The organism is Planococcus sp. TJ-301 (assembly GCF_058268475.1).
The window spans coordinates 23774-49409 of the sequence record NZ_JBZDOH010000006.1 but is presented as its reverse complement, the minus strand read 5'-3'; the positions used below and the strand labels follow the sequence as shown (position 1 = coordinate 49409).

The window sequence follows — 25636 nt, the reverse complement described above, 5'->3', positions numbered from 1 at the left end:
TCTCGATTTATCAGTTATTGCCACTGAGTACTCTTTCGTGAATCACAGTTTTCATACGGGCAATCGCTTTACGTACTTCGCGGATGCGAGCAGTATTTTCTAATTGACCAGTAGCCAATTGGAAGCGAAGGTTGAAAAGCTCTTCCTTCAGTGATTTCACTTTTTGTTCGATTTCAGCAGTGGTTAAGTCACGGATTTCTTTAGCTTTCATTCGATTCACCACCAATTTCTTCGCGTTTAACGAACTTCGTTTTGATCGGAAGTTTGTGTGATGCAAGGCGCAATGCTTCGCGTGCCACTTCTTCAGATACTCCAGCAAGTTCGAACATTACTTTACCAGTTTTAACAACCGCTACCCAGCCTTCAGGCGAACCTTTACCGGATCCCATACGTACCTCAAGAGGCTTTTTCGTATAAGGTTTATGCGGGAAAATTTTAATCCATACTTTACCGCCACGTTTCATGTAGCGAGTCATGGAAATACGTGCTGCTTCGATTTGGCGGTTAGTGATCCAAGATGATTCTAAAGCCTGGAGACCAAATTCACCGAATGCGATTTCTTTGCCGCCTTTAGCTTCTCCGCGCATCTTGCCTCGGTGCTCTCGACGATATTTAACGCGTTTAGGCATTAACATATTATTTGCCTCCTTCCTCAGATTTCTTCTTAGTTGGAAGGACTTCACCGCGGTAGATCCATACTTTTACGCCAAGTTTGCCGTAAGTTGTATCGGCTTCAGCATGCGCATAATCGATATCCGCGCGTAGCGTATGGAGCGGAACAGTACCTTCACTGTAGTGTTCAGAACGCGCAATGTCAGCGCCGCCTAAACGTCCAGATACTTGAGTTTTGATCCCTTTAGCGCCAGAACGCATAGTGCGCTGGATAGCTTGCTTTTGAGCACGGCGGAAAGATACACGGTTTTCCAATTGGCGTGCAACGCTTTCAGCTACTAATCTCGCATCAAGGTCAGCTCTCTTGATTTCAATGATGTTGATGTGTACACGCTTGCCAGTCATTGTGTTCAGTTGGTTGCGAAGCACTTCTACTTCAGAACCACCTTTACCAATTACCATACCTGGTTTCGCAGTGTGAATTGTTACGTTTACACGGTTTGCAGCGCGTTCAATTTCGATTTTAGAAACTGAAGCTTCTTTCAAACGTGCTTCGACGTATTCACGGATTTTAATATCTTCGTGAAGAAGTGTCGCATAGTCTTTTTCAGCGTACCATTTGGATTCCCAGTCACGAATGATTCCGATACGCATCCCTATTGGATGTATTTTTTGTCCCACGAATTATCCCTCCTTCTTGTCAGATACCACTAGTGTGATGTGGCTTGTACGTTTGTTAATCGCGCTTGCGCGTCCCATTGCACGTGGACGGAAACGTTTCAATGTCGGACCTTCATCAACGAACACTTCACTGATGTACAAGTTGTTTAGATCCATTTCGTAGTTATGTTCAGCGTTAGCAGCTGCAGATTTCAACAACTTCTCAACAACAATAGATGATGCTTTCGGAGTGTGATTCAAAATTGCAACGGCTTCGCCGATTTGCTTGCCTCGGATTAAATCTACAACTAAACGGACTTTACGAGGAGCAATACGTACTGTTCTAGCAACAGCTTTTGCTTGCATGGGGAAATCCTCCTCTCAATTAACGTCTTGTTTTCTTGTCGTCTGCACCATGACTAGCGTATTTGCGTGTTGGAGCAAATTCTCCTAGTTTATGGCCAACCATGTCTTCAGTCACGTATACAGGGATGTGTTTACGTCCGTCGTATACTGCAATTGTTAGTCCGATGAATGTCGGGAAAATTGTAGAACGGCGAGACCAAGTTTTAATCACTTGTTTTTTCTCAGAATCCTTTTGTGCGTCAACTTTTTTCAAAAGATGATCATCAGCAAAAGGTCCTTTCTTCAAGCTGCGGCCCATTTGAGGTCCTCCCTTCGTGATCGCACCACGGTTCTTTCATTGAACCGTAGCGGAATCAAATTATTTTTTACGGCGACGCACGATGAACTTGTCTGACTTGTTCGTTTTCTTGCGCGTTTTGTATCCAAGAGTTGGTTTGCCCCATGGAGACATTGGTGATTTACGTCCGATTGGCGAACGTCCTTCACCACCACCGTGTGGGTGATCGTTAGGGTTCATTACAGATCCGCGGACTGTCGGGCGTTTGCCTAACCAGCGGTTACGTCCTGCTTTACCAATGTTGATCAATTCGTGTTGCTCGTTTCCTACAGCGCCAATAGTAGCGCGGCAAGTAGCAAGGATCATGCGAACTTCGCCTGATTGCAAACGAACTGTTACGTATTTGCCTTCTTTACCCAATACCTGAGCTGAAGTTCCTGCAGAGCGTACAAGTTGTCCGCCGCCGCCTGGCTTCAATTCAATGTTGTGGATTGTAGAACCCATCGGGATGTTTGATAACGGCAGTGCGTTACCTGCTTTGATATCAGCTTCTATGCCTGACATGATTTGAGTTCCAACTGTGAGTCCTTTAGGAGCCAAGATGTAACGTTTTTCTCCATCAGCGTAGTTGATCAATGCGATGTTTGCAGAACGGTTAGGATCGTACTCGATTGTAGCAACGCGTCCTGGAATGCCATCTTTGTTACGTTTGAAATCGATGACGCGGTATTGGCGTTTATGTCCACCACCGTGATGGCGTACAGTTATTTTACCTTGGTTATTACGGCCGCCTTTACGTCTAACTGGTTGTAGAAGCGATTTTTCAGGCTTGTTCGTTGTGATTTCAGCGAAATCCGAACTCGTCATATTACGACGACCGTTAGTGGTAGGTTTATATTTTCTAATCCCCACGTTGTTTCCCTCCTTCGTTAGTAGTTCTTTAAGAACTTATATGAAATTAAATATCGAACAATTCGATGTCTTTGCTGTCAGCAGTCAATTTAACGATCGCTTTGCGGCGTTTGTTAGTGTATCCTGCGTGTTTGCCCATGCGTTTGAATTTCCCTTTGTAGTTCATGATGTTGACTTTCTCAACTTGAACTCCGAAGATTTCCTGAACTGCATGTTTAACTTGTGTTTTGTTTGCGCGAGTGTCCACTTCAAAAGTGTACTTCTTATCTGCCATTACTTCAGAAGAACGCTCAGTAATGACCGGACGCTTTAAAATATCACGTGCTTCCATTAACTAAGCACCTCCTCAATTTTCTCGATCGCTGCTTTAGTCATAACAATTTTGTCATGTCCAAGCAGGTCTAATACGTTGATGCCGGTTGCCGACACCACTGTCATGCCTTTGATGTTGCGCGCAGACAATGCTACGTTCTCATCAAGGTCAGCAGTTACGAACAAAGCTTTTTTACCGATTGAAAGGTCGCCCATCAATTGTGTAAATGACTTTGTTTTTGGTGCGTCAAATGACAATCCTTCAAGTACCATCAATTTTTCTCCGACCACTGTCGATGAAAGAGCAGAGCGAAGAGCTAAACGACGTACTTTCTTAGGCAATTTATAGCTGTAGCTGCGTGGTGTTGGTCCGAAGACAACTCCGCCGCCGCGCCATTGTGGTGAACGGATCGAACCTTGACGGGCACGTCCTGTTCCTTTTTGACGCCATGGTTTTCTACCACCGCCCGCTACTTCAGAACGGTTTTTTACTTTATGGTTACCTTGGCGAAGTGAAGCGCGCTGCATCACAACTGCGTCAAATAACACTGATTCATTTGGTACGATACCGAATACATAGTCGTTCAATTCGATGTCGCCAACTTGTGAACCTGTTTGATTTAATAAAGCTACTTTAGGCATTCGTGTTTCCTCCTTCCTCAGAAAAATAATTAGTTAGCTTTGATAGCTGTTTTTACGCGAAGCATCGCTTTGCGTGAACCAGGAACATTACCTTTGATTAGAAGCAAGTTGCGTTCCACATCAACCTTGACGATTTCAAGGTTTTGGATCGTAATTGTCGTTCCACCCATTTGACCAGGTAATTTCTTCTGTTTGAAAACGCGGTTAGGGGCAACCGGGCCCATCGAACCTGGACGACGGTGGTAACGTGATCCGTGGGACATTGGTCCGCGGGATTGTCCGTGGCGTTTAATAACACCTTGGAAACCTTTACCTTTTGTTGTTCCAGTGACATCTACGATATCGCCTTCTGCGAATACATCTACTTTGACTTCTTGACCAATCTCGTAATCAGCTAAGTTTACATTGCGAAGTTCGCGAATGAAGCGCTTAGGAGCAGTGTTCGCTTTTGCTACGTGTCCTTTAGAAGGTTTGTTAGAAAGCTTTTCGCGCTTGTCTTCAAAACCTAATTGGATTGCTTCGTAGCCGTCAACCTCAACTGTTTTCTTTTGAAGCACTACGTTTGGAGCCGCCTCAACTACAGTTACAGGGATTAAATCACCGTTCTCAGCAAAAACTTGCGTCATACCGATTTTTCTACCTAAGATTCCTTTGGTCATGTTGTCACACCTCCTGCAATTTTTGTGTTTTTTCTATTTCGTTCACCGATTAAAGTTTAATTTCAATGTCAACGCCTGACGGTAAATCAAGTTTCATCAACGCATCGACAGTTTGTGGTGTCGGGTTAACGATATCGATTAGACGTTTGTGTGTGCGCATTTCAAATTGCTCACGAGAATCTTTGTACTTATGGACAGCACGCAAGATTGTGTAGATCGACTTTTCCGTCGGCAATGGTATCGGACCCGATACGCTAGCGCCTGAACGTTTAGCTGTTTCTACAATTTTCTCAGCAGACTGATCTAGGATTCTATGATCATATGCTTTTAAACGGATACGAATTTTTTGTTTTGCCATTATTTTCCCTCCCTTTCGCCTATTTTGGATAGACATTCTCCACGAAAATTTTCCAATCACTCGCCATGGCAAAGCGGCCGGGTGTATCGGTAACCTCTCGCTTCATCGCAGTCAAAGACCAACATTCACCATTATACAAAAGAAAAAAGAATTCCGCAAGGCTTTCCACGAAATTCTTTCTGATTCGCTTTTTTTATTATAACAGGATTTTTCCTTTATACAACCTATACGATAATAGTCCGAACATTCGCCTTTAAGCAAGCAGCATAATGGCAATCCAGCCAAACACAACGAGCGGAATATTGTAATGGATGAACGTTGGCACGCATGTATCCCAGATGTGGTTATGCTGTCCGTCGACGTTCAGTCCGGCTGTTGGGCCGAGCGTCGAATCGGATGCTGGAGACCCGGCGTCGCCGAGCGCCCCAGCCGTGCCGATCAGTGCGATGATCGCCAGCGTCGAGAAGCCGAACTCCATGCTGAGCGGCACGAAGATGGCAGCGATGATCGGAATGGTAGCGAATGATGAGCCGATGCCCATTGTGACGACGAGACCGATGATGAGCATCGCGAGGGCGGCAGCCCCTTTATTGCCATTGAATAAATCAGAGGCGCTTGCCACCAGCGGCTCAATGGCGCCAGTCGCTTGGATGACGGAAGCAAAACCATTCGCCGAGATCATGACAAAGCCGATAAAGGCCATCATGCGCATGCCGGCTGTCAGCACATCGTCAGCGTCGCGCCATTTCATGGCTCCGAAGATATACAGCACAAGAATACCGGCCAGCGCACCGATAATCATCGACTCGGTCTCGATCTGTCCGTAAAGCGCGGCAGCCAAAGCCAAAATCGTTACGATGATATCTTTCTTCGATGCTTTTTTCGTACGAGTTTCTTCTATAGTATTATAATCGGTGTGATAATCACGCGGCTTGCGGTAAGCGATGAACACGGCGATGATCAAGCCGAGTGCCATGCCGGCAACCGGAATCGCCATCGCTTTCGGAATATCCGCCATATCGATCGGCAATCCCGCAAGCTCCATCTGCGTTGCAACAATTTCATGGAAAATCAGCCCGAAGCCATATGGCAGCAAAATATATGGCGCAGTCAAACCGAAAGTAAGTACGGTAGCAATCAAACGGCGATCGATGCGCAGCTCATTCAGGATGTGCAGAATCGGCGGCACCAATAATGGGATAAAGGCGATGTGAATCGGGATGAGGTTTTGTGAAAAGATAGCCATCACCAGCAGCGCAAAGATGATCAATGCTTTCGCTAGATTTTCCCGCGTCGCTTCTCCTTCTTTATTGACGAGCTTCAAGACGCCTGCCACCAGCAATTCCGGAATTCCTGTGCGCGAAATCGCGACTGCGAATCCGCCAAGCATGGCGTAGCTGAGCGCGATGGTCGCCCCCGCTCCGAGTCCATCGGTGTAAGCGGTGATCGTTTCTGCAAATGACAAGTTTCCAGCGAGCCCTCCCGCCAATGCCCCGATCAGCAACGCGAACACGACGTTGACGCGGAGGAGGCTCAAGACAAGCATAATAATTACGGCAATCATTACTGCATTCATTTATGGATTCTCCTTTAGTTTGCTAAAGCGTTAAAGCACTTTATTAAATTAACAAATCTCTAAAAGGATGTCAACAGCTCTGCGCGCATTGGCTTGATACTGAAAATTCCGCTTTTTTTGCAGCCCAACAAAAAACCCTTTGCTGGATAGCAAAGGGCTTCTACTATTAATAAGAACTTGCCGTACCGATATCAGTAGCAGTTTTTCTGCATTCTTCGAGTTTCCCGATGTCGAAATTGCCGCCGCTGACAATGACGCCTGTGCGCGCCGAATCAAATGGCAGATGCCGGTTGAGCACTGCAGCCACCGCCGCTGCTCCCGCTCCTTCGACAAGCATCTTTTCACGTTCAAGCATAAATAGGATAGCCGAGGCGATTTCCTGTTCACTGACAGTGATGACGTCATCTACATAAGCCTGGATGATTTTCGTCGTCAATTTTCCCGGCTCTTTTACTTTGATGCCTTCCGCCATGGTCGGCAGAAATGGCACCGCCGTATTATTGGTGCCATGGAAAATTGAGGCGATAGCGGAAGCTGCCCGTGCCTGGACGCCGATGACCCGGATTTCCGGCCGCATCAGCTTTGCGGCGATAGCTGTCCCTGCCAGCAGGCCTCCGCCGCCTGCTGGCACGACGATTGTATCCAGGTCGGGGCATTGCTGCATCATCTCCATCGCAACAGTCGCCTGCCCTTCAATGATCGCCAAATCGTCAAACGGATGGACAAACGCCGCAAGGGTCGCCAATTGCTCCCTCTTCGCTTCTGCGTATGCTTCTTCGAAGTTTTTGCCGACAATTTTGACTTGGGCACCGTATTGTCGTGTCGCCATCACTTTCGTTTCCGGAGTGCCTTCAGGCATGAACACCGTCACCTGCACTCCCTTTTCGCGTCCTGCCAGCGCCACACCTTGCGCGTGGTTGCCGGCCGAAGCGGCGATGATTCCCCGCGCGCATTCCAATTCCGTCATCTGGCTGATTTTATTGAACGCGCCGCGGACTTTGAACGAACCTGTTTTCTGCAAGTTCTCCAGCTTCAATGAAACTTCGCTGCCTGTGATGGCATTCAGCGTACTGGATTGCTTGCACGGCGTACGATGGACAATCGGCGCCAGCCTCTCGAATGCATTAAATAAGCCTACTGTGCTGTACGAATTCCCAAGCAGATCATCTCCTCTTGTAATAGTAGAATGTTACACGCCTTGTTTTGCTTCATATGCCGTAATATGCGATTCAAATTGGAATGTCAGCGCAATCTCGTCCCAGCCTTTGAGCAGCATCTCTTTCCAATACGGATCAATCGTGAAAGAATAGCGGCTGCCATCCTGGCCTACTACGGTCTGTGCCTCTAAATCGACTTCCAGCCGGTAGGGTTCGCGCTTGCCTTTTTGAATCAGCTCGTCCACTTCCGCATGCGCCAAACGGATTGGCAAAATGCCGTTTTTGACACAATTATTATAGAAGATATCCGCAAAGCTCGGCGCGATGACGACGTTGAACCCGTAATCTTGAATCGCCCATGGGGCATGCTCGCGTGAGGAGCCGCAGCCGAAGTTTTCTTGTGCGACCAGAATTTCGGAGCCTTTGAAACGCGGATCGTTCAGGACGAAGCCCTCTTCCGGTGCACCATCCGGACGGAATCGCCAGTGGTAGAATAAATACTTGCCGAACCCGGTGCGTTCAATGCGCTTCAGAAACTCTTTCGAAATGATTTGGTCGGTGTCGACATTTTTGCGTTCTAAAGGGGTTACGACGCTATTGATGTGGTTGATGGGCTTCATTGCTAGCAGCCTCCTTTTCCATTGATGTTAGGCACTCGGTACAGGTTCTTTCATATAATTCCGGACATCTGTCAAATGCCCTTCAATTGCAGCAGCAGCAGCCATCACTGGGCTGACGAGGTGAGTCATTGAACCCGCTCCTTGGCGCCCTTCAAAATTCCGGTTGGAAGTGGAGGCGCAGCGTTCTCCTGCCGGAACAGAATCTTCGTTCATCGCCAGGCACATACTGCATCCCGTTTCGCGCCATTCAAAGCCGGCTGCCAGGAAGATTTTATCAAGCCCTTCCTCTTCTGCAGCACGCTTCACTGTTTCCGACCCCGGCACGACAATCGCCGTCACCGATGGATGAACTGTACGGCCTTCTACAATGGCGCTAGCTGCCCGCAAATCACCTAAGCGTGCATTCGTGCAGGAACCGATAAAGACGTGTTGGATAGGAATCGACGACAATGCAGCCCCTTCTTCGAGGTGCATATAGTCCAAAGCCTGTTTCAGCGCGTCCCGGTCTTCCTGTTCTTCGTAATCCGCAGCAAACGGCACATGACCTGAAATTCCTGAACCCATCGAAGGATTGGTGCCCCAAGTGACGAACGGCGAGATTTCATCGGCGTGGATGGAAAGCGACACATCGTATTGCGCCTCTTCATCTGTCGCCAACTCCAGCCATTTCGCAGCCGCTTCTTCAAACGCCTCGTCTTGCGGCACGTGGCGGCGGCCTCTCAAGTATTCAATCGTCGTGTCGTCCGGGCTGATCAGTCCAGCGCGCGCTCCCGCTTCAATCGACATATTGCAGATCGTCATGCGCTCTTCCATCGACAATTTGCGGATGGCATCGCCCGTGTACTCGACGATATGCCCCGTTCCCATGTCGATGCCGAATTTTGCAATGATGGCTAAGATGACATCCTTTGAAGAAACGCCGAATCCGAGTTCACCGTCGATGCGGATTTCCATCGTTTTAGGCTTTGATTGCCATAAAGTCTGTGTTGATAACACGTGTTCAACTTCACTTGTGCCGATGCCGAACGCCAATGCACCGAAAGCGCCGTGTGTCGACGTATGGCTATCGCCGCAAACAATCGTCTTGCCCGGCTGGGTCAGCCCAAGCTCCGGTCCGATGACGTGGACGATGCCTTGATCGGGATGGTTGATGCCCGCCAGCGGCACACCGAATTCATCGCAGTTTTGCTGTAAAGTGGCAATCTGCTTGCGCGAAATCGGATCGGTGATTTGATCGCGGTTGCGCGTCGGCACATTGTGGTCCATCGTCGCAAAGCATAAATCCGGCCTGCGTACTTTGCGGCCATTCAGCCGCAGCCCTTCGAACGCCTGCGGTGAAGTGACTTCATGCAATAAATGAAGGTCGATATATAAAAGGTCCGGCTTTCCCGCCTCTTCATAGACGATATGCTGTTCCCAAATCTTTTCAATAATCGTTTTTGCCATCGTGCGCACGCTCCTTTGCTTAAACGTAAGAATACATGATGTGTTCAGATACAAATTCCCGTTCTACTTCTTCGATGACTTTCGTCACAAAAGCTTCCGTGGAAACGGTCCGTTTGCCGGCTGTCGTCAAATCCCCTGTGCAATAACCATCTTCCAGCACGCCCATTACCGCTTCTTCAATTGCCGAAGCTTCTGAATGGAGGCCGAACGAATGGCGGAGCATCATGGCGACTGACAAGATCGCTGCTGACGGGTTGGCTTTATTCTGCCCAGCGATATCTGGAGCTGATCCGTGTACCGGTTCGTATAAGCCGAAGCCGTCTGTGCGGACGCTCGCTGATGGCAGCATGCCAAGCGATCCTGTGATGACCGACGCTTCATCGCTTAAGATGTCGCCGAACATATTCTCTGTCACAACCACGTCAAAGCGGCGCGGATCAGTGATCAATTTCATCGCGGCCGAATCGACCAGCATATGCTCGACTTCGACGTCCGGATAAGCTGCTTTCCGCTCTTCCACAACTTCACGCCATAATTTGCTCGTTTCAAGGACGTTCGCTTTATCGACCGAAGTCACTTTGCCTCTGCGCCCACGGGCGATTTCGAATGCTTGGTCGACAATCCGCTCGATTTCCCGGCGCGTATACACCAATGTATCAACAGCCGATTTTTCAGAGCGGCGTTTCGGTTCAGCGAAGTAAAGACCGCCTGTCAATTCGCGGACGATGACCATGTCCACATCTTTCGCGACCTCTTCTTTTAATGGAGAAGACCCAAGCAATGCCGGCACCGCTTTAACGGGGCGGATGTTAGCGAATAAATCAAAATGCTTGCGGATGTTCAGCAAGCCTTTTTCCGGACGCAGATGAGCTGGATGGCTATCCCATTTCACTCCACCGACTGCCCCTAGAAGAATAGCATCGCTCGCTTCACATATAGCCACCGTTTCTTCCGGCAGCGGATTATTATGCGCGTCCACTGCACTTCCGCCAATCAATGCTTGCTTCAAGTGGAACGTATGGCCATAGCGCATTGCAATGGATTGCAGCACTTTCACCGCCGCCTCTGTCACTTCTGGTCCGATTCCGTCTCCTGGCAATACCGCTATTGTTTTCTCCATGAAAATTCCTCCTCTTTCAATCGTGTTGTGGGTCACCTTGCTGCGACACTGAGTTTTTGCCCCGCCTTTACCAATTGGCGGTTCACTGCGTTCAAATACGCTTTCGCCGTCGCTTCCAGTACATCCTGCGCTACGTCACGCCCGGTCACTGTTTCGCCGTTATACGTCATGTTGATGACTGCTTCACCTAATGCATCGCGGCCTTTGCCGATCGACGTCACCCGGTAATCCAGAATGTGGACTTTACCTGCCACCAGCCGTTCCAAGCTATTGAATATCGCTTCTACCGAACCGGCGCCTGTTGCCGAATCCCGTATCAGTTCGCCATCCGGCTTATACGCGGAAGCTGTAGCAGTCGGAATGTTCGCTGTGCCGTAATGCACTTGCACACTTTCCAGTTCATAGACCGGAACTTCTTTATCGTTTATTTGCTGATCAGTCAGCAAGACGAACAAATCGTCTTCGACAATTTCTTTTTTGCTGTCGGCCAGTTTCTTGAATTCCACAAAAGCTTTGTTCAATTTTTCATCGCTTAATTCAAAGCCCATCTTGATAGCACGGTCTTTGAAAGCGTGTCTGCCGGAATGTTTGCCAAGCACCAATTGCGTCGATGCATCGCCGATCAATTCTGGCGTAATAATTTCGTAGGTCAATGGGTTTTTCAGCATGCCGTCCTGGTGGATGCCGGATTCATGCGCAAAGGCATTCTTACCGACCACCGCTTTATTAGGCTGAATCAAGCTGCCCGTCAATTGGCTGACCAATTGGCTTGTGCGCTTGATTTCCTTCAACTGGATGCCGGTCTCAATCTCGTAAATTTGTTTGCGGATATGAAGGGCAACTGCAATTTCTTCCAACGCCACGTTGCCTGCGCGCTCACCGATGCCGTTGATCGTCCCTTCCACCTGAGTCGCTCCATTTTCGATTGCTGCCAGCGTATTCGCTGTCGCCATCCCCAAGTCATTATGGCAATGCGCCGATAATTTGACGTTTTCGATGCCGATGACATTTTCCGTCACGTATTTGAACATGGCGCCGTATTCAGCTGGCGTGGCGTATCCGACTGTATCCGGCAGGTTGATCGTGGTCGCTCCCGCTTCGATGACTTTGCGGATGATGCGGACCAAAAATTCCGGGTCGGACCTTGAAGCATCTTCCGCCGACCATTGGACCAGCGGGAAGAATTTTTTCGCGTATTTTACAGATGCAATAGCCGTTTCCATCACTTGTTCCGGCGTTTTCATCAATTTATGTTCCATATGGATCGGAGAAGTCGCTATGAAAATATGGACATGCGGCTGTTCGCCGCCTTTCAGCGCTTCCCAAGCTCTTGAAATGTCGCTTTCAACCGAACGCGCCAGTCCTGTAACAATGGAATTTTTCACCGTGCCCGCAATGCGCTGCACAGCGTCGAAATCTCCCGGAGAGGCTGCTGGGAATCCTGACTCAATGATCGTCGCGCCAAAACGTTCAAGTTGGCGGGCGATTTCGATTTTCTCAGCGGTATTCAAGTTGATGCCTGCCGATTGTTCACCGTCTCTTAGCGTCGTATCAAAGATGTCAATTTTGCGCACTGGCGACCACCTCTTTTTCCTTTGTTTTTTTCCCTTCATTGACAAATGGCATCATGGCGCGCAATTCGCGTCCTACTTGTTCAATTTGGTGATTTTCTTCCGATTTTTCAATTGCTGTGAATTCCGGACGGTTTAATTGGTTCTCAAGCAACCAGCCTTTGGCGAACTTGCCAGTCTGGATATCCGTTAATACATCTTTCATGCGGGCTTTTGTATCTGCATCAACGATACGCGGTCCAGATACGAAGTCTCCCCATTGCGCTGTATCGGAGATTGAATAACGCATACCCGATAATCCGCCTTCATACATCAAGTCGACAATCAGCTTTAATTCGTGCATACATTCGAAGTACGCCACTTCTGGCTGATAGCCCGCTTCCACCAATGTTTCAAATCCAGCTTTCACCAGCGACGTCACGCCGCCGCATAACACGGCCTGCTCTCCGAACAAATCCGTTTCCGTCTCTTCCTTGAATGTTGTCTCAAGAACACCCGCACGCGTTGCACCGATGCCTTTCGCGTAAGCCAACGCCGTTTCCTGCGCTTGCCCCGATACATCTTGATGGATCGCGATCAATGCGGGAACGCCAGCACCTGATTCGTATGTGCGGCGCACAAGATGGCCGGGCCCTTTTGGTGCTACCAGGAACACATCCACGTCTTTCGGAGCGACGATTTGGTTGAAATGAACATTAAAGCCGTGTGCGAAAACCAGTGACTTTCCAGCTTTCAATGCCGGTTTGATTTCGTCGTTATAAACTTGTGTCTGGCGCTCATCCGGCACCAATACCATGATGACATCTGCCGCTTCCGCCGCTTCTGCTACAGTAGCTACTTTCATGCCATCCTCCTGCGCTTGGTCGAATGATTTTCCGGGTCTTACTCCGACAACAACCTCGAATCCTGAATCCTTTAAGTTCTGCGCGTGTGCATGCCCTTGTGATCCGTATCCGATCACCGCAATTGTCCGTCCTTTTAATACCTGTTCGTTAACATCTTGGTTATAATACATTTTCGCCATTTTTAAATTCCTCCTCGGTTTTTGTTTTACAGAATCGATAATTGAGCTGCGGGCGTTTTTTGGGTTTCTCTAACAAAAGCGGAAACACCTGTCCGCGTCACTTCTTTAATGCCGTAAGGCCTCATCAGATCGATAAAAGCCTCGATTTTCTCCGGGTCGCCTGCCACTTGGAACGTGGTGACGTTTTTGCTCATATCCACTACCGTCGCCCGGAAAGGTTCGACAATTGCGTAAAGCTCGTTTCTGACAGCCGGTGGAGAAACCACTTTGACAATTGCCAGTTCCCTCATGACCATCGCCTTGTCGGTGATGTCGTTGACTTTGATCACATCAATCTGTTTTTGGAGCTGCTTCAGCAATTGCTCCAGCTTGCCGGCATCCTCAACATTGACCACAAACGTCATTTTCGACATTCCCGGCTGTTCCGTATGGCCCACCGAAATGCTTTCAATATTAAACTGCCGTTTCATCAATAAACCCGTCACGCGGTTTAAAACGCCGCTTTGGTTGATTACTGTTGTGGTTATAACCCGCTTCATTCGCTCTTCACCCCGATCATTTCATTGAGCCCCTTGCCTGGTGCTACCATCGGATACACGTTTTCCATCTGCACGGTCCGGCAATCGATCAAACACGGCTCATCAGATTCAAATGCCTCTTTGAAAACCGCTTCAGCCTGTTCCAACGTTTCCACTTTATATCCTGCGATGTCATACGCTTCAGCCATCTTCACAAAATCAGGTTGCACGTGGATCAGCGATTGGGAATAGCGTTCTTCGTAAAATGTTTCCTGCCATTGCCTGACCATCCCAAGGCTCCGGTTATTCATGATGACGACTTTTACCGGAAGACGCAGTTCCTGCAGCAGCGACAGTTCCTGCAATGTCATCTGGAAGCCGGCATCTCCGACAATCGAAATCACTTTTTCATCGGGCCGTGCGAGCTGTGCCCCGATCGCTGCCGGAAAGCCGAAGCCCATTGTCCCTAAGCCGCCTGAAGTCACCCAATTATGCGGATGATTGAATTTATAATATTGCGCTGCCCACATTTGATGCTGTCCTACGTCGGTGGTGACGATCGCATCTCCACCAGTCAGCCGGTGAATCAATTCAATGGCTTGCTGGGGAAGGATGCCCCGTTCTTTATCCGCCTTATACTGCAATGGATATTCGGTTTTATTTGACGCTAGGCTTGCCAGCCACTCGGCTGTATCCGGCGACTCGAAGTCTTGGTTTAACAGCGCCCGCAGCGCCTCTCCTGCATCCGCGACAATCGGTATGGCAGTCGGAACATTTTTGCCGATTTCAGCAGGGTCAATATCGATATGGATAACTTTTGCATTCGGTGCGAAATGTGCCAGATTGCCGGTCAGCCGGTCATCAAATCGTGCTCCGATATTCAGCAGCACATCACATTCACAAATCGCCATGTTCGCCGTATACGTTCCGTGCATCCCGGCCATTCCAAGGAATAGGTTATGGTTGCCATCAATGGTTCCAAGACCAAGCAACGTGTTGGTGATCGGCACATTATGCCGTTCCACAAATTCTCTTAGTTCCGGTGCCGCTTTTGCAGCAAGGACTCCGGCTCCCGCAAGGATCAGCGGCTTTCTTGAATTGCTTATCGCCAATGCCGCTTTTTGGATCTGCAAGTAATTCGGCTGCGTTGTCGGCTGGTAGCCTGGGAGATTAACTTCTTCGTCTATATAGTTCATCAACAGTCCATTTGAAATGTCTTTCGGTATATCCACCACTACGGGGCCAGGCCGGCCAGTTGAAGCAATATAGAATGCTTCTTTGATGATCCGTGGAAAATCTTCAACACTTTTCACTTGGTAATTGTGTTTCGTAATCGGCTGCGTGATGCCGATGATGTCGGCTTCCTGAAAAGCATCCGTCCCGATGACCGTACTGGCAACCTGTCCGGTGAAAACTACCAATGGAAGCGAATCGAGCATGGCATCAGCGATTCCAGTCACAAGATTTGTCGCTCCCGGTCCGGAGGTCGCTAGGACCACGCCAGTTTTCCCTGACACCCTTGCATATCCTTCAGCGGCGTGTATAGCTCCTTGTTCATGCCGAGCGAGCACGTGACGGATGGGGTTTCTGTGCAATGCATCATAGATTGGCAATACGGCCCCTCCTGGGTAACCGAAGATCACTTCGACACCCTGCTCTTTCAACGATTGAATCAGGATCTCAGCACCGCTGCCTTTCAGTTTCTGTTCAACCACTTCTCTTACTTCCACATTTACTCCCAATCTGTCCGCCTCCTTTTGGATTATGTCTTCGGTGAAATAAAAAAAAGCATTTTCATCCCTATGCAAAGAAACATGTTCTTTGCATAGGGATGAAAATGCTTCATGGTACCACCCTAGTTCACTGCACAACTGCAGCCTCATGGATAAGCTTTGCTTATCCTTTGATAACGATGCCCACTGCTTAGCTGGACACCGGGAATACCTATTTGGCCGAAGCCGTTCAGCACTCCACTCAGAGGGGATGTCGTAAAACGATAGTATTGCCGGCTTCCACCAATACCGGCTCTCTGTGAATACCTATTCCGTTTACTTTAACCTCGTCATTGAATTGTTTTATAAATTTTTGTCATACCGCATTTAATTGATCAGCATATACTTTGACTCCGTCTTCCTGCACAAGCTGCCTGAATGAACAAAGCAAATCGTTTGTAACCGGACCCGGTACACCTTCTCCGATCACCCGTCCATCTACTTTCACTACTGCGATGACTTCCGCTGCTGTTCCGGTCAGGAATACTTCGTCGGCTACATAAACATCATGTCTGGTGAAAACAGCTTCTTGCATGTCATACCCTTTTTCATTCGCAACTTCCATGATGGCATTTCGCGTTATGCCTTCTAAGGCACCTACATAGCCCGGAGGCGTAAGCAGTTTGTTCTTGCGGACGATAAAGATGTTATCAGCGGAGCCTTCCGCCACATAACCTTGATCGTTCAGCATAAGGGCTTCCGGTACACCCGCCAGGTTGGCTTCTATTTTAACCAAGATATTATTCATGTAATTGAGTGACTTCACTTTTGGGCTTAAGACGTCTGAACGGCTGCGCCGTGTAGCTACCGATACTATTTCAATTCCTGTCTCATACAACGCTTTTGGGAATAACGATAAAGCTTCCGCAATGACAATCACGCTCGGCCTTGGACAGCTTAGAGGATCCAGTCCTAAGTTTCCGGCTCCTCTGGAAACGACCAGTCGGATATAGGCATCTCTTAATTCGTTGCGGCGCAATGTTTCTGTCACAATATTTGTCAACTCTTCAAAAGTATGAGGAATTTCGAGCATAACCGATTTAGCTGAATCGTAAAGACGTTCTAAATGCTCCTCTAATCGAAATACGTTTCCGTTGTATGAACGAATCCCTTCGAATACACCGTCTCCGTATAAAAACCCATGATCGTAAACCGAAACTTTAGCATCTTCTTTTTTTACAAACTCACCATTCAAATAAATCATCTGTTCGCCCATGCCGCCCACTTCTTTCTTCAAAATATTTTATTGATTGTTCGCTGTATTTGCTTTCTTTTAGTAAATTGTTGTTATCATATCGCCTATCCTAGCGGGTGTCAATCAAGATTTTGATAGTTTTTAGTTTATTTAGAATATTAATAATTTATGTATCCGTTTTCATTGTTGTCGTACCAAGGGTTTTACAGATTTAAAAAAATCTAAAAAATATTTTGAATGCAATATATTACATACCTCATACAACGGGGAAACAGACAGAAAATCTGCCCATAAAAAAATCCCCTGCTCATTAAAATGAGCAGGGGATTTACGCTTAGCGAAAATTATTTAGTGATAGTTGCAACTACGCCAGCGCCTACAGTACGTCCACCCTCACGGATAGAGAACTTAGTTCCTTCTTCAAGTGCGATAGGAGAGATTAGAGAAACGATCATTTCGATATTGTCTCCAGGCATAACCATTTCAACGCCTTCAGGAAGGTTACAAACGCCAGTTACGTCAGTTGTACGGAAGTAGAACTGTGGGCGGTAGTTTGTGAAGAATGGCGTGTGACGGCCACCCTCTTCTTTTGAAAGAACATAAACTTCTGCTTTGAACTCAGTGTGTGGAGTGATTGTGCCTGGTTTAGCCAATACTTGTCCACGTTGTACGTCGTCACGAGAAACCCCGCGAAGAAGTGCACCGATGTTGTCGCCAGCTTCAGCATAGTCAAGCAATTTACGGAACATTTCTACACCTGTTACAGTTGTAGATTTTGGTTCTTCAGTAAGACCGATGATATCAACGTTGTCACCGATTTTGATTTGTCCGCGTTCAACGCGTCCAGTAGCAACCGTACCACGGCCAGTGATTGAGAATACATCCTCAACAGGCATCATGAATGGCTTGTCAGTATCACGTGGTGGTGTTGGGATATAGCTATCAACTGCATCCATCAATTCAACGATTTTTTCTTCCCATTCTGGCTCGCCTTCAAGAGCTTTAAGAGCTGAACCTTTGATGACAGGAATGTCATCGCCAGGGAAGTCATATTCTGATAGAAGGTCGCGGACTTCCATTTCAACTAGTTCAAGAAGTTCTTCGTCATCTACCATATCGCATTTGTTCATGAATACAACTAGGTAAGGAACACCAACTTGGCGTGAAAGAAGGATGTGCTCACGAGTTTGTGGCATTGGGCCGTCAGCAGCAGATACTACTAGAATCCCGCCGTCCATTTGAGCAGCACCAGTGATCATGTTTTTAACATAATCGGCGTGTCCAGGGCAATCAACGTGTGCGTAATGGCGAGCATCAGTTTCATACTCAACGTGTGAAGTATTGATTGTGATACCGCGTTCTTTTTCTTCAGGTGCGTTGTCGATTTGAGCGTAAGAACGAGCTTCCCCGCCTGATTTTTTAGCTAGAACTGTAGCGATTGCAGCAGTCAAAGTTGTTTTACCATGATCGACGTGACCAATTGTACCAATATTCGCGTGTGTTTTAGAACGATCAAATTTAGCTTTACCCATTAGAAAAATCCTCCTCAAAATGTAAGTTATTCGGTAGTTTGAAGTGCCGGAATAATAGGGCCCTATTATTCCTGACATACAAACTATTTATACTTTATTAAAGATCAAAATTCAATTATTGACCTTTATTTTTTTTGATAATTTCTTCAGAAATTGATTTCGGAACTTCTTCATAGTGATCGAAGTGCATTGAGAACACACCACGGCCTTGCGTGTTAGAACGCAATGAAGTTGCATATCCGAACATTTGAGCAAGAGGTACCATTGAACGGACCACTTGCGCGTTTCCGCGAGCGTCCATACCTTCTACGCGGCCGCGGCGTGACGTAATGTCACCCATGATATCCCCAAGGTATTCCTCAGGAATAACAACCTCGACGCGCATGATTGGCTCAAGAAGAACCGGGTTGACTTTAGAGATAGCATTTTTAAGAGCCATAGATGCAGCAACTTTAAATGCCATTTCATTCGAGTCGACGTCATGGTAAGAACCATCGTACAATTTAGCTTTGATATCGATCAATGGATATCCGGCGATAACACCGTTGTCTAGAGAGTCGCGCAGACCCGCTTCAACAGCTGGGATGTATTCACGTGGAACAACACCACCAACGACAGCATTTTCAAATTCAAAACCTGCTCCTTCTTCGTTTGGAGAGAATTCAATCCAAACGTGTCCGAATTGTCCGCGTCCACCAGATTGGCGGACGAACTTGCCTTCAACTTTAGCAGTATTGCGGAATGTCTCACGGTATGAAACCTGAGGTGCACCCACGTTAGCTTCTACGTTGAATTCACGGCGCATGCGGTCAACAAGGATATCAAGGTGAAGTTCACCCATACCAGCGATGATCGTTTGGCCAGTTTCCTGGTCAGTATGCGCACGGAAAGTTGGATCCTCTTCTTGCAATTTAGCAAGGGCTTGACCCATTTTGTCTTGATCCGCTTTTGATTTCGGTTCAACTGACAATGAGATAACTGGTTCCGGGAAGACCATGCGCTCAAGGATTACTTGGGCTTTCTCGTCACACAATGTATCACCTGTCGATGTATCTTTCAAACCGATCGCAGCAGCGATATCTCCACAAAATACTTCAGCGATCTCTTCACGGGAGTTGGCGTGCATTTGCAGGATACGTCCTACGCGCTCACGCTTGCCTTTAGAAGAGTTCTGTACATAAGAACCAGATTTAAGAGTTCCAGAATACACACGGAAGAAAGTCAATTTCCCTACGTATGGATCTGTCATTACTTTAAACGCTAGTGCAGAGAATGGCTCGTCTTCGCTAGGTTTGCGCAATACCTCTTCGTCTGAATCCGGAAGAACGCCAGTCATTGGCGGTACGTCCAATGGAGATGGTAGGTAGTCAATTACTGCATCAAGCATCAATTGAACCCCTTTGTTTTTAAATGCAGTTCCGCAAACCACAGGATAGAACTCAACATCCAACGTTCCTTTACGGATTCCCGCTTTAAGTTCGTCAACAGTGATTTCTTCGCCGCTAAGGTATTTTTCCATCAAGTCTTCATCAAGCTCAGCAACAGCTTCCACTAATTTAGTGTGCCATTCTTCGGCAAGCTCTTTGTATTCTTCTGGAATTTCACCTTCAGTGATTTCAGTTCCCAAATCGTTCGCGTAGAAACTAGCTTTCATTTCAACCAAATCAATGATTGCAGAGAAGTCATCTTCAGCGCCGATTGGCAATTGGATCGGGTGAGCGTTTGCCTGTAAGCGGTCATGCAATGTGCCTACAGAATATAAGAAGTCAGCACCGATTTTATCCATTTTGTTAATGAATACGATACGAGGAACTCCGTATGTTGTAGCTTGGCGCCAAACCGTTTCAGTCTGTGGCTCAACACCTGATTGAGCGTCAAGAACTGTAACAGCTCCATCAAGAACTCGCAATGAACGTTCAACTTCAACTGTGAAATCTACGTGTCCAGGAGTATCGATGATGTTAACACGGTGGTTTTTCCATGAAGCTGTTGTAGCAGCAGAAGTGATTGTGATGCCACGTTCTTGCTCTTGCTCCATCCAGTCCATTTGAGAAGCGCCTTCATGCGTTTCCCCAATTTTGTGTATTTTACCAGTGTAATATAAAATACGCTCCGTAGTAGTCGTTTTACCAGCATCTATGTGTGCCATGATCCCGATATTACGTGTTTTGTCTAAGGAGAACTCTCTAGCCATGTTGTCTTTCTCCTTCCGTTTCGGATTAAGATGTAAACATCTCGAAAGAAATTACCAGCGATAATGAGCAAACGCTTTGTTTGCTTCCGCCATTTTGTGGATATCTTCACGTTTTTTAACAGCTGCTCCAGTGTTGTTGGCAGCGTCTAAAATTTCATTAGCCAAACGCTCTTCCATTGTTTTCTCTCCACGAAGACGTGAATAGTTTACAAGGTAGCGAAGACCTAAAGTTGTACGGCGCTCTGGACGAACTTCAACTGGTACTTGGTAGTTTGCTCCACCGACACGGCGTGCGCGAACTTCAAGAACCGGCATAACGTTAGTCAATGCTTGTTCGTATACTTCAATCGGATCTTTACCGCTGCGTTCTTTAACTAGTTCGAACGCTCCGTATAGAATCTTTTGTGAAGTACCTCTTTTTCCGTCAACCATCATTTTATTAATTAAGCGTGTCACCAATTTCGAATTATAAATTGGATCTGGCAACACGTCACGTTTAGCTACAGGACCTTTACGAGGCATGTATGTTCCTCCTTTCAACGAAATCACTTCGTTATTTTAACTTTTTATTTTTTTACTTTTGGTCGTTTTGTTCCGTATTTAGAACGTCCTTGCATACGGCCGTTAACTCCAGCAGTATCAAGTGCTCCACGTACGATATGGTAACGCACACCAGGTAAATCTTTTACGCGTCCGCCGCGAAGAAGAACTACACTGTGCTCTTGAAGGTTGTGGCCTTCGCCGCCGATATATGCATTGACCTCAATTTGGTTTGTCAACCGTACACGCGCATATTTACGTAATGCGGAGTTAGGTTTTTTCGGTGTCATAGTACCAACACGAGTACAAACTCCACGTTTTTGAGGTGAGCTTACGTTAGTCTGAGACTTTTTAAAGCTGTTATACCCTTTGTTCAACGCTGGTGAGCCTGATTTCGTGCTTTTCGGTTTACGGGGATTGTTAACTAATTGGTTAATTGTAGGCATCGATTTTTTCCTCCTCTCAAAAGGTGTTCTAATACCACATATCCAGGTGGTTCATTTTTTGGGTAAAAACAAAGTCTTTGTGTTTTCTACACAAAAACTGGTATCCAGTAATCGCCACAGCAGCTGCATCGGCATGAATGCCATATACTTTGCCAAGCTTTAATCGTGAATCTGCAAATTCGATCGAAATGCCTTTGTCTTTTGCTGGCTCAATAATCTGTCCGGCCATTCGATCAACCGCGTCTGTTGCCACTATTGCTTCTTGGACAATGCCGCTTTTTAATGCTTTTACTGTTTGCTTTATACCGATGATTGCTTTGCATGCCTGGTTCACTTTGTTGTTGAATATTAAATATCCTCAAAGTTCCAGAGCGCTAAACCATCAACCCTCAACATGTTATCATTCATAGGTTCTAGTGTCAACAGTCTTCTTAAAAAAATCCCGGAGAGTATTCAAGCACTCTCCGGAATCAGATTAAATTATGATTCGCTTCCGACAATCTCTTGCTGAGCCTTTTTTTCAGCTTGCGCAATCCTGATTTGGCGGTAGCGCTGCATCCCTGTTCCAGCTGGAACAAGTTTGCCGATAATGACGTTCTCTTTCAGTCCAAGCAGCTCATCGCGCTTCCCTTTGATCGCCGCATCCGTTAAGACGCGAGTCGTTTCCTGGAATGACGCAGCTGATAGGAATGATTCTGTTTCAAGAGAAGCTTTTGTGATACCCAGAATAACTGGGCGGCTTGTAGCAGGCAAATTGCCTTCAAGCACTGCTTTTACGTTGGCTTCAGTGAATTGGTGAATATCCAAAAGTGATCCTGGCAGCAATTCAGTGTCTCCAGCTTCAATCACACGGACTTTACGGAACATTTGGCGAACCATAACTTCCACGTGCTTATCGCCGATTTCAACGCCTTGCATGCGATATACTTTTTGAACTTCTTTCAACAAATAAACTTGGACAGATTGAACGTCTTTTACTTGCAGTAATTGTTTCGGATCAATTGAACCATCCGTCAATACTTCGCCGCGGCGGATGACGTCATCCACGTGCACTTTAAGGCGGGCATTATAAGGTGCCAAGTATTTACGTGTCTCAACGTCACCTTGAATCGTGATTTCCTTCTGGCCTTCACGGATTTCATCCACTTCGGTAACTGTACCGTTGATTTCAGAAATGACCGCTTGCCCTTTCGGATTCCGCGATTCGAAAATTTCCTGGATACGCGGAAGACCTTGTGTAATATCGTCTCCAGCTACCCCGCCTGTATGGAATGTACGCATCGTAAGCTGAGTTCCTGGTTCTCCGATTGACTGAGCCGCAATGATACCAACTGCTTCGCCCACTTCAACTTCGTCGCCAGTCGCCAAGTTCGTTCCGTAGCATTTCTTACAAACGCCGTGTTTCGTATTACATGTAAACGCTGAGCGGATTGTCACTTCTTTGATTCCAGCTTCAACAATCAAGCGCGTCAAATCTTGTGTAATCAATTCGTCCTTCGCTACAATAACTTCTTTTGTTTCCGGGTGGCGGATGGTTTTCTTCGCGTGACGGCCCAAAATACGCTCGTCCAGCTCTTCAATCACTTCCGACCCTTCCATCAATGCTCCCACCAATAGGCCTCGGTCAGTTCCGCAGTCGTTTTCGCGGACAATTGCATCTTGTGCAACGTCTACCAAACGGCGCGTCAGGTAACCTGAGTCAGCTGTTTTCAGTGCAGTATCGGCAAGCCCTTTACGTGCACCGTGTGTAGAGATGAAGTATTCAAGTACCGTCAAACCTTCACGGAATGAAGACTTGATCGGCAACTCGATGATGCGTCCAGCCGGGTTGGCCATCAATCCGCGCATACCCGCAAGCTGGGTAAAGTTGGATGCGTTACCCCGGGCACCGGAGTCGCTCATCATATAAATCGGGTTGAGCTTATCAAGAGATGCCATCAGTTTTTCCTGAATAACATCTTTCGCGCTGCTCCAATACGAGATGACGCGTGAATAGCGCTCTTCTTCCGTGATCAGACCACGACGGAATTGCTTCATCACTTTATCTACATTCGCCTGTGCTTCAACCAGGATTTCGCCTTTATCAGGAAGTACTACGATATCTGCAACGCCGACCGTAATACCAGCTTGAGTCGAATATTTGAACCCAAGACTCTTCATGCGGTCAAGCATTCTTGAAGTTTCAGTAATGTGGAAGCGTTTGAAGACTTCTGCAATGATTTCTCCAAGAATTTTCTTTTTAAACGGCGTTACTAGCTCAGCTTCCGCGATGTAAGTGCGGATGTCTGTCGTAGTCGACACGAAATATTTCGCCGGTGTTTCCACCTGCAAATTGAAGTCAGTCGGTTCGTTAATATAAGGGAACGATTTTGGAAGGATTTCATTGAAAATGATCTTACCGACACTTGTCAATAAAAGCATTTTGTTTTGTTCTTCCGTAAACGTCGGGTTGTTCAACGACCCGGCAAGAATCGCAATTCTAGTGTGAAGATGCACATGGCCAGTCTGATAAGCGACAAGCGCTTCTTCCGGACCTGAGAATGTAGCTCCTTCACCAGTAGCTCCTTTACGTTCCAGTGTTAAGTAATAGTTTCCTAAAACCATATCCTGGGATGGAGTTACAACCGGTTTGCCGTCTTTCGGGTTCAAAATGTTCTGAGCAGCAAGCATTAGAAGGCGCGCTTCCGCTTGTGCTTCAGAAGATAACGGTACGTGGACGGCCATTTGGTCGCCATCGAAATCGGCATTGTATGCTGTACATACAAGCGGATGCAGACGGATTGCTTTGCCTTCGACCAAAGTCGGTTCGAATGCTTGGATACCAAGTCTGTGAAGAGTTGGTGCCCGGTTCAATAGAACCGGATGCTCCTTGATCACGTCTTCGAGTACATCCCAAACTTCTGAATGCAATCGTTCGATTTTACGTTTCGCGCTCTTGATGTTATGTGCCAATCCGCGTTCAACAAGTTCTTTCATAACGAAAGGCTTGAAAAGTTCGATTGCCATTCCTTTAGGCAGTCCACATTGGTACATTTTCAAGTTCGGTCCTACAACGATAACGGAACGGCCTGAATAGTCAACACGTTTACCAAGAAGGTTTTGACGGAACCGCCCTTGCTTCCCTTTAAGCATATGAGAAAGGGATTTCAATGGACGGTTACCCGGTCCAGTGACCGGACGGCCACGGCGCCCATTATCGATCAACGCATCAACAGCTTCTTGAAGCATACGTTTTTCGTTTTGGACAATGATGCTAGGAGCGCCAAGGTCCAATAAGCGTTTAAGGCGGTTGTTCCGGTTGATCACTCGACGATATAGATCGTTTAAATCAGAAGTCGCAAAGCGGCCTCCGTCTAATTGGACCATCGGGCGCAGTTCTGGCGGAATTACCGGAAGAACATCTAGAATCATCCAATCAGGGTTGTTGCCTGAGTTGCGGAATGATTCAACCACTTCAAGGCGTTTAATCGCACGTGTGCGGCGCTGCCCTTGAGCAGTTTTCAATTCTTCTTTTAACGAGTCGGTTTCGCGCTCAAGGTCGATTTCCTGAAGAAGTCGTTTGATTGCTTCCGCTCCCATTGCAGCCTGGAATTTTTTCCCGAACTTATCGCGATAAGCGCGGTACTCTTTTTCAGACAAAAGCTGTTTCTTCTCAAGCGGTGTATCAGCAGGGTCGATCACTACGTAAGAAGCAAAATAGATGACTTCTTCGAGTGAGCGTGGAGACATATCAAGGATAAGTCCCATACGGCTCGGAATCCCTTTGAAATACCAAATATGTGATACAGGAGCAGCAAGTTCGATATGCCCCATGCGTTCACGGCGGACTTTTGAACGTGTGACTTCAACGCCGCAACGATCGCAGACTACGCCTTTATAACGGACGCGCTTGTATTTCCCGCAATGGCATTCCCAGTCTTTTGTAGGACCGAAAATACGTTCACAGAACAAACCGTCTTTCTCTGGTTTTAATGTACGGTAGTTAATTGTTTCTGGCTTTTTGACTTCTCCATAAGACCATGAGCGAATTTTATCGGGTGAAGCTAATCCGATTTTCATATACTCAAAATTGTTAACATCTATCAAGGAGCCTACCTCCCTTTTGTCTCGAGTTTCTGAACGGCTCT

26 protein-coding genes are annotated in these 25636 nt (G+C 47.1%); all 26 read right to left on the bottom strand.

From position 1 onward, the window contains the following. Nucleotides 1-10: 10 nt before the first annotated feature. The 26 genes from rpmC to rpoC all read right to left on the bottom strand — a co-directional run bounded on the left by rpmC (nucleotide 11) and on the right by rpoC (nucleotide 25595). A complete protein-coding gene (rpmC, locus tag AC4EHJ_RS16495; protein WP_135500637.1) occupies nucleotides 11-211 on the bottom strand; it encodes a 50S ribosomal protein L29 in 201 nt (66 codons plus the stop codon). After that, nucleotides 201-635 (bottom strand): 50S ribosomal protein L16, encoded by a 435-nt coding sequence (gene rplP / locus AC4EHJ_RS16490; RefSeq protein ID WP_036803910.1) that lies wholly within the window; start codon nucleotides 633-635, stop codon nucleotides 201-203. The genes rpmC and rplP overlap by 11 nt, the downstream gene beginning before the upstream one ends. A 1-nt stretch (nucleotide 636) precedes the next feature. Then, nucleotides 637-1293 (bottom strand): 30S ribosomal protein S3, encoded by a 657-nt coding sequence (gene rpsC / locus AC4EHJ_RS16485; RefSeq protein WP_135500636.1) that lies wholly within the window; start codon nucleotides 1291-1293, stop codon nucleotides 637-639. A gap of 3 nt (nucleotides 1294-1296) precedes the next feature. Further along, entirely contained in the window at nucleotides 1297-1638 is a 342-nt protein-coding gene (gene rplV, locus AC4EHJ_RS16480; protein ID WP_135500635.1) for a 50S ribosomal protein L22, read from the bottom strand. 19 nt (nucleotides 1639-1657) lie between these two features. Next, entirely contained in the window at nucleotides 1658-1936 is a 279-nt protein-coding gene (gene rpsS, locus AC4EHJ_RS16475; RefSeq protein ID WP_135500634.1) for a 30S ribosomal protein S19, read from the bottom strand. Between the two features lie 60 nt (nucleotides 1937-1996). Then, a complete protein-coding gene (rplB, locus tag AC4EHJ_RS16470; protein ID WP_490976684.1) occupies nucleotides 1997-2827 on the bottom strand; it encodes a 50S ribosomal protein L2 in 831 nt (276 codons plus the stop codon). Between the two features lie 46 nt (nucleotides 2828-2873). After that, nucleotides 2874-3158, bottom strand: coding sequence for a 50S ribosomal protein L23 (gene rplW / locus AC4EHJ_RS16465; RefSeq protein ID WP_135500632.1), 285 nt, complete (start codon nucleotides 3156-3158; stop codon nucleotides 2874-2876). Continuing rightward, nucleotides 3158-3781 carry a 50S ribosomal protein L4 gene (gene rplD, locus AC4EHJ_RS16460; RefSeq protein WP_490976683.1) on the bottom strand — a complete coding sequence of 208 codons (624 nt, stop codon included), beginning with the start codon at nucleotides 3779-3781 and terminating at the stop codon, nucleotides 3158-3160. The genes rplW and rplD overlap by 1 nt, the downstream gene beginning before the upstream one ends. 29 nt (nucleotides 3782-3810) lie before the next feature. Then, nucleotides 3811-4440 carry a 50S ribosomal protein L3 gene (gene rplC, locus AC4EHJ_RS16455; protein WP_490976682.1) on the bottom strand — a complete coding sequence of 210 codons (630 nt, stop codon included), beginning with the start codon at nucleotides 4438-4440 and terminating at the stop codon, nucleotides 3811-3813. A 49-nt stretch (nucleotides 4441-4489) separates the two neighbouring features. Beyond that, nucleotides 4490-4798 (bottom strand): 30S ribosomal protein S10, encoded by a 309-nt coding sequence (gene rpsJ / locus AC4EHJ_RS16450; RefSeq protein WP_066790933.1) that lies wholly within the window; start codon nucleotides 4796-4798, stop codon nucleotides 4490-4492. 253 nt (nucleotides 4799-5051) lie between these two features. Continuing rightward, nucleotides 5052-6374, bottom strand: a complete 1323-nt coding sequence (locus AC4EHJ_RS16445) for a Na+/H+ antiporter family protein (RefSeq protein ID WP_490976681.1) — start codon at nucleotides 6372-6374, stop codon at nucleotides 5052-5054. 166 nt (nucleotides 6375-6540) lie between these two features. Further along, nucleotides 6541-7476 (bottom strand): threonine ammonia-lyase, encoded by a 936-nt coding sequence (locus AC4EHJ_RS16440; protein WP_490976700.1) that lies wholly within the window; start codon nucleotides 7474-7476, stop codon nucleotides 6541-6543. 87 nt (nucleotides 7477-7563) lie between these two features. Continuing rightward, a complete protein-coding gene (gene leuD / locus AC4EHJ_RS16435; RefSeq protein ID WP_490976680.1) occupies nucleotides 7564-8151 on the bottom strand; it encodes a 3-isopropylmalate dehydratase small subunit in 588 nt (195 codons plus the stop codon). A gap of 27 nt (nucleotides 8152-8178) precedes the next feature. Next, complete coding sequence (leuC, locus tag AC4EHJ_RS16430) at nucleotides 8179-9597, bottom strand: 3-isopropylmalate dehydratase large subunit (protein ID WP_490976679.1); 1419 nt, start codon at nucleotides 9595-9597, stop codon at nucleotides 8179-8181. A 19-nt stretch (nucleotides 9598-9616) separates the two neighbouring features. Further along, nucleotides 9617-10717 carry a 3-isopropylmalate dehydrogenase gene (gene leuB / locus AC4EHJ_RS16425; RefSeq protein WP_490976678.1) on the bottom strand — a complete coding sequence of 367 codons (1101 nt, stop codon included), beginning with the start codon at nucleotides 10715-10717 and terminating at the stop codon, nucleotides 9617-9619. A 32-nt stretch (nucleotides 10718-10749) separates the two neighbouring features. After that, nucleotides 10750-12291 (bottom strand): 2-isopropylmalate synthase, encoded by a 1542-nt coding sequence (locus AC4EHJ_RS16420; RefSeq protein ID WP_490976677.1) that lies wholly within the window; start codon nucleotides 12289-12291, stop codon nucleotides 10750-10752. Further along, nucleotides 12278-13312 (bottom strand): ketol-acid reductoisomerase, encoded by a 1035-nt coding sequence (gene ilvC, locus AC4EHJ_RS16415; RefSeq protein WP_490976676.1) that lies wholly within the window; start codon nucleotides 13310-13312, stop codon nucleotides 12278-12280. The genes AC4EHJ_RS16420 and ilvC overlap by 14 nt, the downstream gene beginning before the upstream one ends. Before the next feature lie 26 nt (nucleotides 13313-13338). Beyond that, nucleotides 13339-13851, bottom strand: coding sequence for an acetolactate synthase small subunit (gene ilvN, locus AC4EHJ_RS16410; protein WP_135500622.1), 513 nt, complete (start codon nucleotides 13849-13851; stop codon nucleotides 13339-13341). Then, entirely contained in the window at nucleotides 13848-15572 is a 1725-nt protein-coding gene (gene ilvB / locus AC4EHJ_RS16405; RefSeq protein WP_490976675.1) for a biosynthetic-type acetolactate synthase large subunit, read from the bottom strand. Before ilvB ends, ilvN begins: the two co-directional genes overlap by 4 nt. 346 nt (nucleotides 15573-15918) lie before the next feature. After that, nucleotides 15919-16818: a branched-chain-amino-acid transaminase gene (gene ilvE / locus AC4EHJ_RS16400; protein ID WP_490976674.1), complete on the bottom strand. Its 900-nt coding sequence runs from the start codon at nucleotides 16816-16818 to the stop codon at nucleotides 15919-15921. Nucleotides 16819-17141: 323 nt separating this feature from the next. Then, a complete protein-coding gene (gene tuf / locus AC4EHJ_RS16395; protein ID WP_490976673.1) occupies nucleotides 17142-18329 on the bottom strand; it encodes an elongation factor Tu in 1188 nt (395 codons plus the stop codon). Between the two features lie 115 nt (nucleotides 18330-18444). Then, complete coding sequence (fusA, locus tag AC4EHJ_RS16390; protein WP_490976672.1) at nucleotides 18445-20523, bottom strand: elongation factor G; 2079 nt, start codon at nucleotides 20521-20523, stop codon at nucleotides 18445-18447. A gap of 51 nt (nucleotides 20524-20574) precedes the next feature. Beyond that, complete coding sequence (rpsG, locus tag AC4EHJ_RS16385) at nucleotides 20575-21045, bottom strand: 30S ribosomal protein S7 (RefSeq protein ID WP_008432480.1); 471 nt, start codon at nucleotides 21043-21045, stop codon at nucleotides 20575-20577. 44 nt (nucleotides 21046-21089) lie between these two features. After that, nucleotides 21090-21509 (bottom strand): 30S ribosomal protein S12, encoded by a 420-nt coding sequence (gene rpsL, locus AC4EHJ_RS16380; RefSeq protein WP_135500617.1) that lies wholly within the window; start codon nucleotides 21507-21509, stop codon nucleotides 21090-21092. 28 nt (nucleotides 21510-21537) lie between these two features. Next, nucleotides 21538-21843 (bottom strand): ribosomal L7Ae/L30e/S12e/Gadd45 family protein, encoded by a 306-nt coding sequence (locus tag AC4EHJ_RS16375; RefSeq protein WP_490976671.1) that lies wholly within the window; start codon nucleotides 21841-21843, stop codon nucleotides 21538-21540. A 146-nt stretch (nucleotides 21844-21989) separates the two neighbouring features. Then, on the bottom strand, nucleotides 21990-25595 hold the full coding sequence (gene rpoC / locus AC4EHJ_RS16370) for a DNA-directed RNA polymerase subunit beta' (RefSeq protein WP_490976670.1): 3606 nt from the start codon (nucleotides 25593-25595) through the stop codon (nucleotides 21990-21992). Nucleotides 25596-25636: the final 41 nt, after the last annotated feature.

Coding starts and splice junctions, on each gene's coding strand:
- rpmC (WP_135500637.1), bottom strand. CDS start 211: ATGAAAGCTAAAGAAATCCGTGACTTAACCACTGCTGAAATCGAACAA.
- rplP (WP_036803910.1), bottom strand. CDS start 635: ATGTTAATGCCTAAACGCGTTAAATATCGTCGAGAGCACCGAGGCAAG.
- rplV (WP_135500635.1), bottom strand. CDS start 1,638: ATGCAAGCAAAAGCTGTTGCTAGAACAGTACGTATTGCTCCTCGTAAA.
- rpsS (WP_135500634.1), bottom strand. CDS start 1,936: ATGGGCCGCAGCTTGAAGAAAGGACCTTTTGCTGATGATCATCTTTTG.
- rplW (WP_135500632.1), bottom strand. CDS start 3,158: ATGGAAGCACGTGATATTTTAAAGCGTCCGGTCATTACTGAGCGTTCT.
- rplD (WP_490976683.1), bottom strand. CDS start 3,781: ATGCCTAAAGTAGCTTTATTAAATCAAACAGGTTCACAAGTTGGCGAC.
- rplC (WP_490976682.1), bottom strand. CDS start 4,440: ATGACCAAAGGAATCTTAGGTAGAAAAATCGGTATGACGCAAGTTTTT.
- rpsJ (WP_066790933.1), bottom strand. CDS start 4,798: ATGGCAAAACAAAAAATTCGTATCCGTTTAAAAGCATATGATCATAGA.
- AC4EHJ_RS16445 (WP_490976681.1), bottom strand. CDS start 6,374: ATGAATGCAGTAATGATTGCCGTAATTATTATGCTTGTCTTGAGCCTC.
- leuD (WP_490976680.1), bottom strand. CDS start 8,151: ATGAAGCCCATCAACCACATCAATAGCGTCGTAACCCCTTTAGAACGC.
- leuC (WP_490976679.1), bottom strand. CDS start 9,597: ATGGCAAAAACGATTATTGAAAAGATTTGGGAACAGCATATCGTCTAT.
- leuB (WP_490976678.1), bottom strand. CDS start 10,717: ATGGAGAAAACAATAGCGGTATTGCCAGGAGACGGAATCGGACCAGAA.
- ilvC (WP_490976676.1), bottom strand. CDS start 13,312: ATGGCGAAAATGTATTATAACCAAGATGTTAACGAACAGGTATTAAAA.
- ilvN (WP_135500622.1), bottom strand. CDS start 13,851: ATGAAGCGGGTTATAACCACAACAGTAATCAACCAAAGCGGCGTTTTA.
- ilvE (WP_490976674.1), bottom strand. CDS start 16,818: ATGGGCGAACAGATGATTTATTTGAATGGTGAGTTTGTAAAAAAAGAA.
- tuf (WP_490976673.1), bottom strand. CDS start 18,329: ATGGGTAAAGCTAAATTTGATCGTTCTAAAACACACGCGAATATTGGT.
- fusA (WP_490976672.1), bottom strand. CDS start 20,523: ATGGCTAGAGAGTTCTCCTTAGACAAAACACGTAATATCGGGATCATG.
- rpsG (WP_008432480.1), bottom strand. CDS start 21,045: ATGCCTCGTAAAGGTCCTGTAGCTAAACGTGACGTGTTGCCAGATCCA.
- rpsL (WP_135500617.1), bottom strand. CDS start 21,509: ATGCCTACAATTAACCAATTAGTTAACAATCCCCGTAAACCGAAAAGC.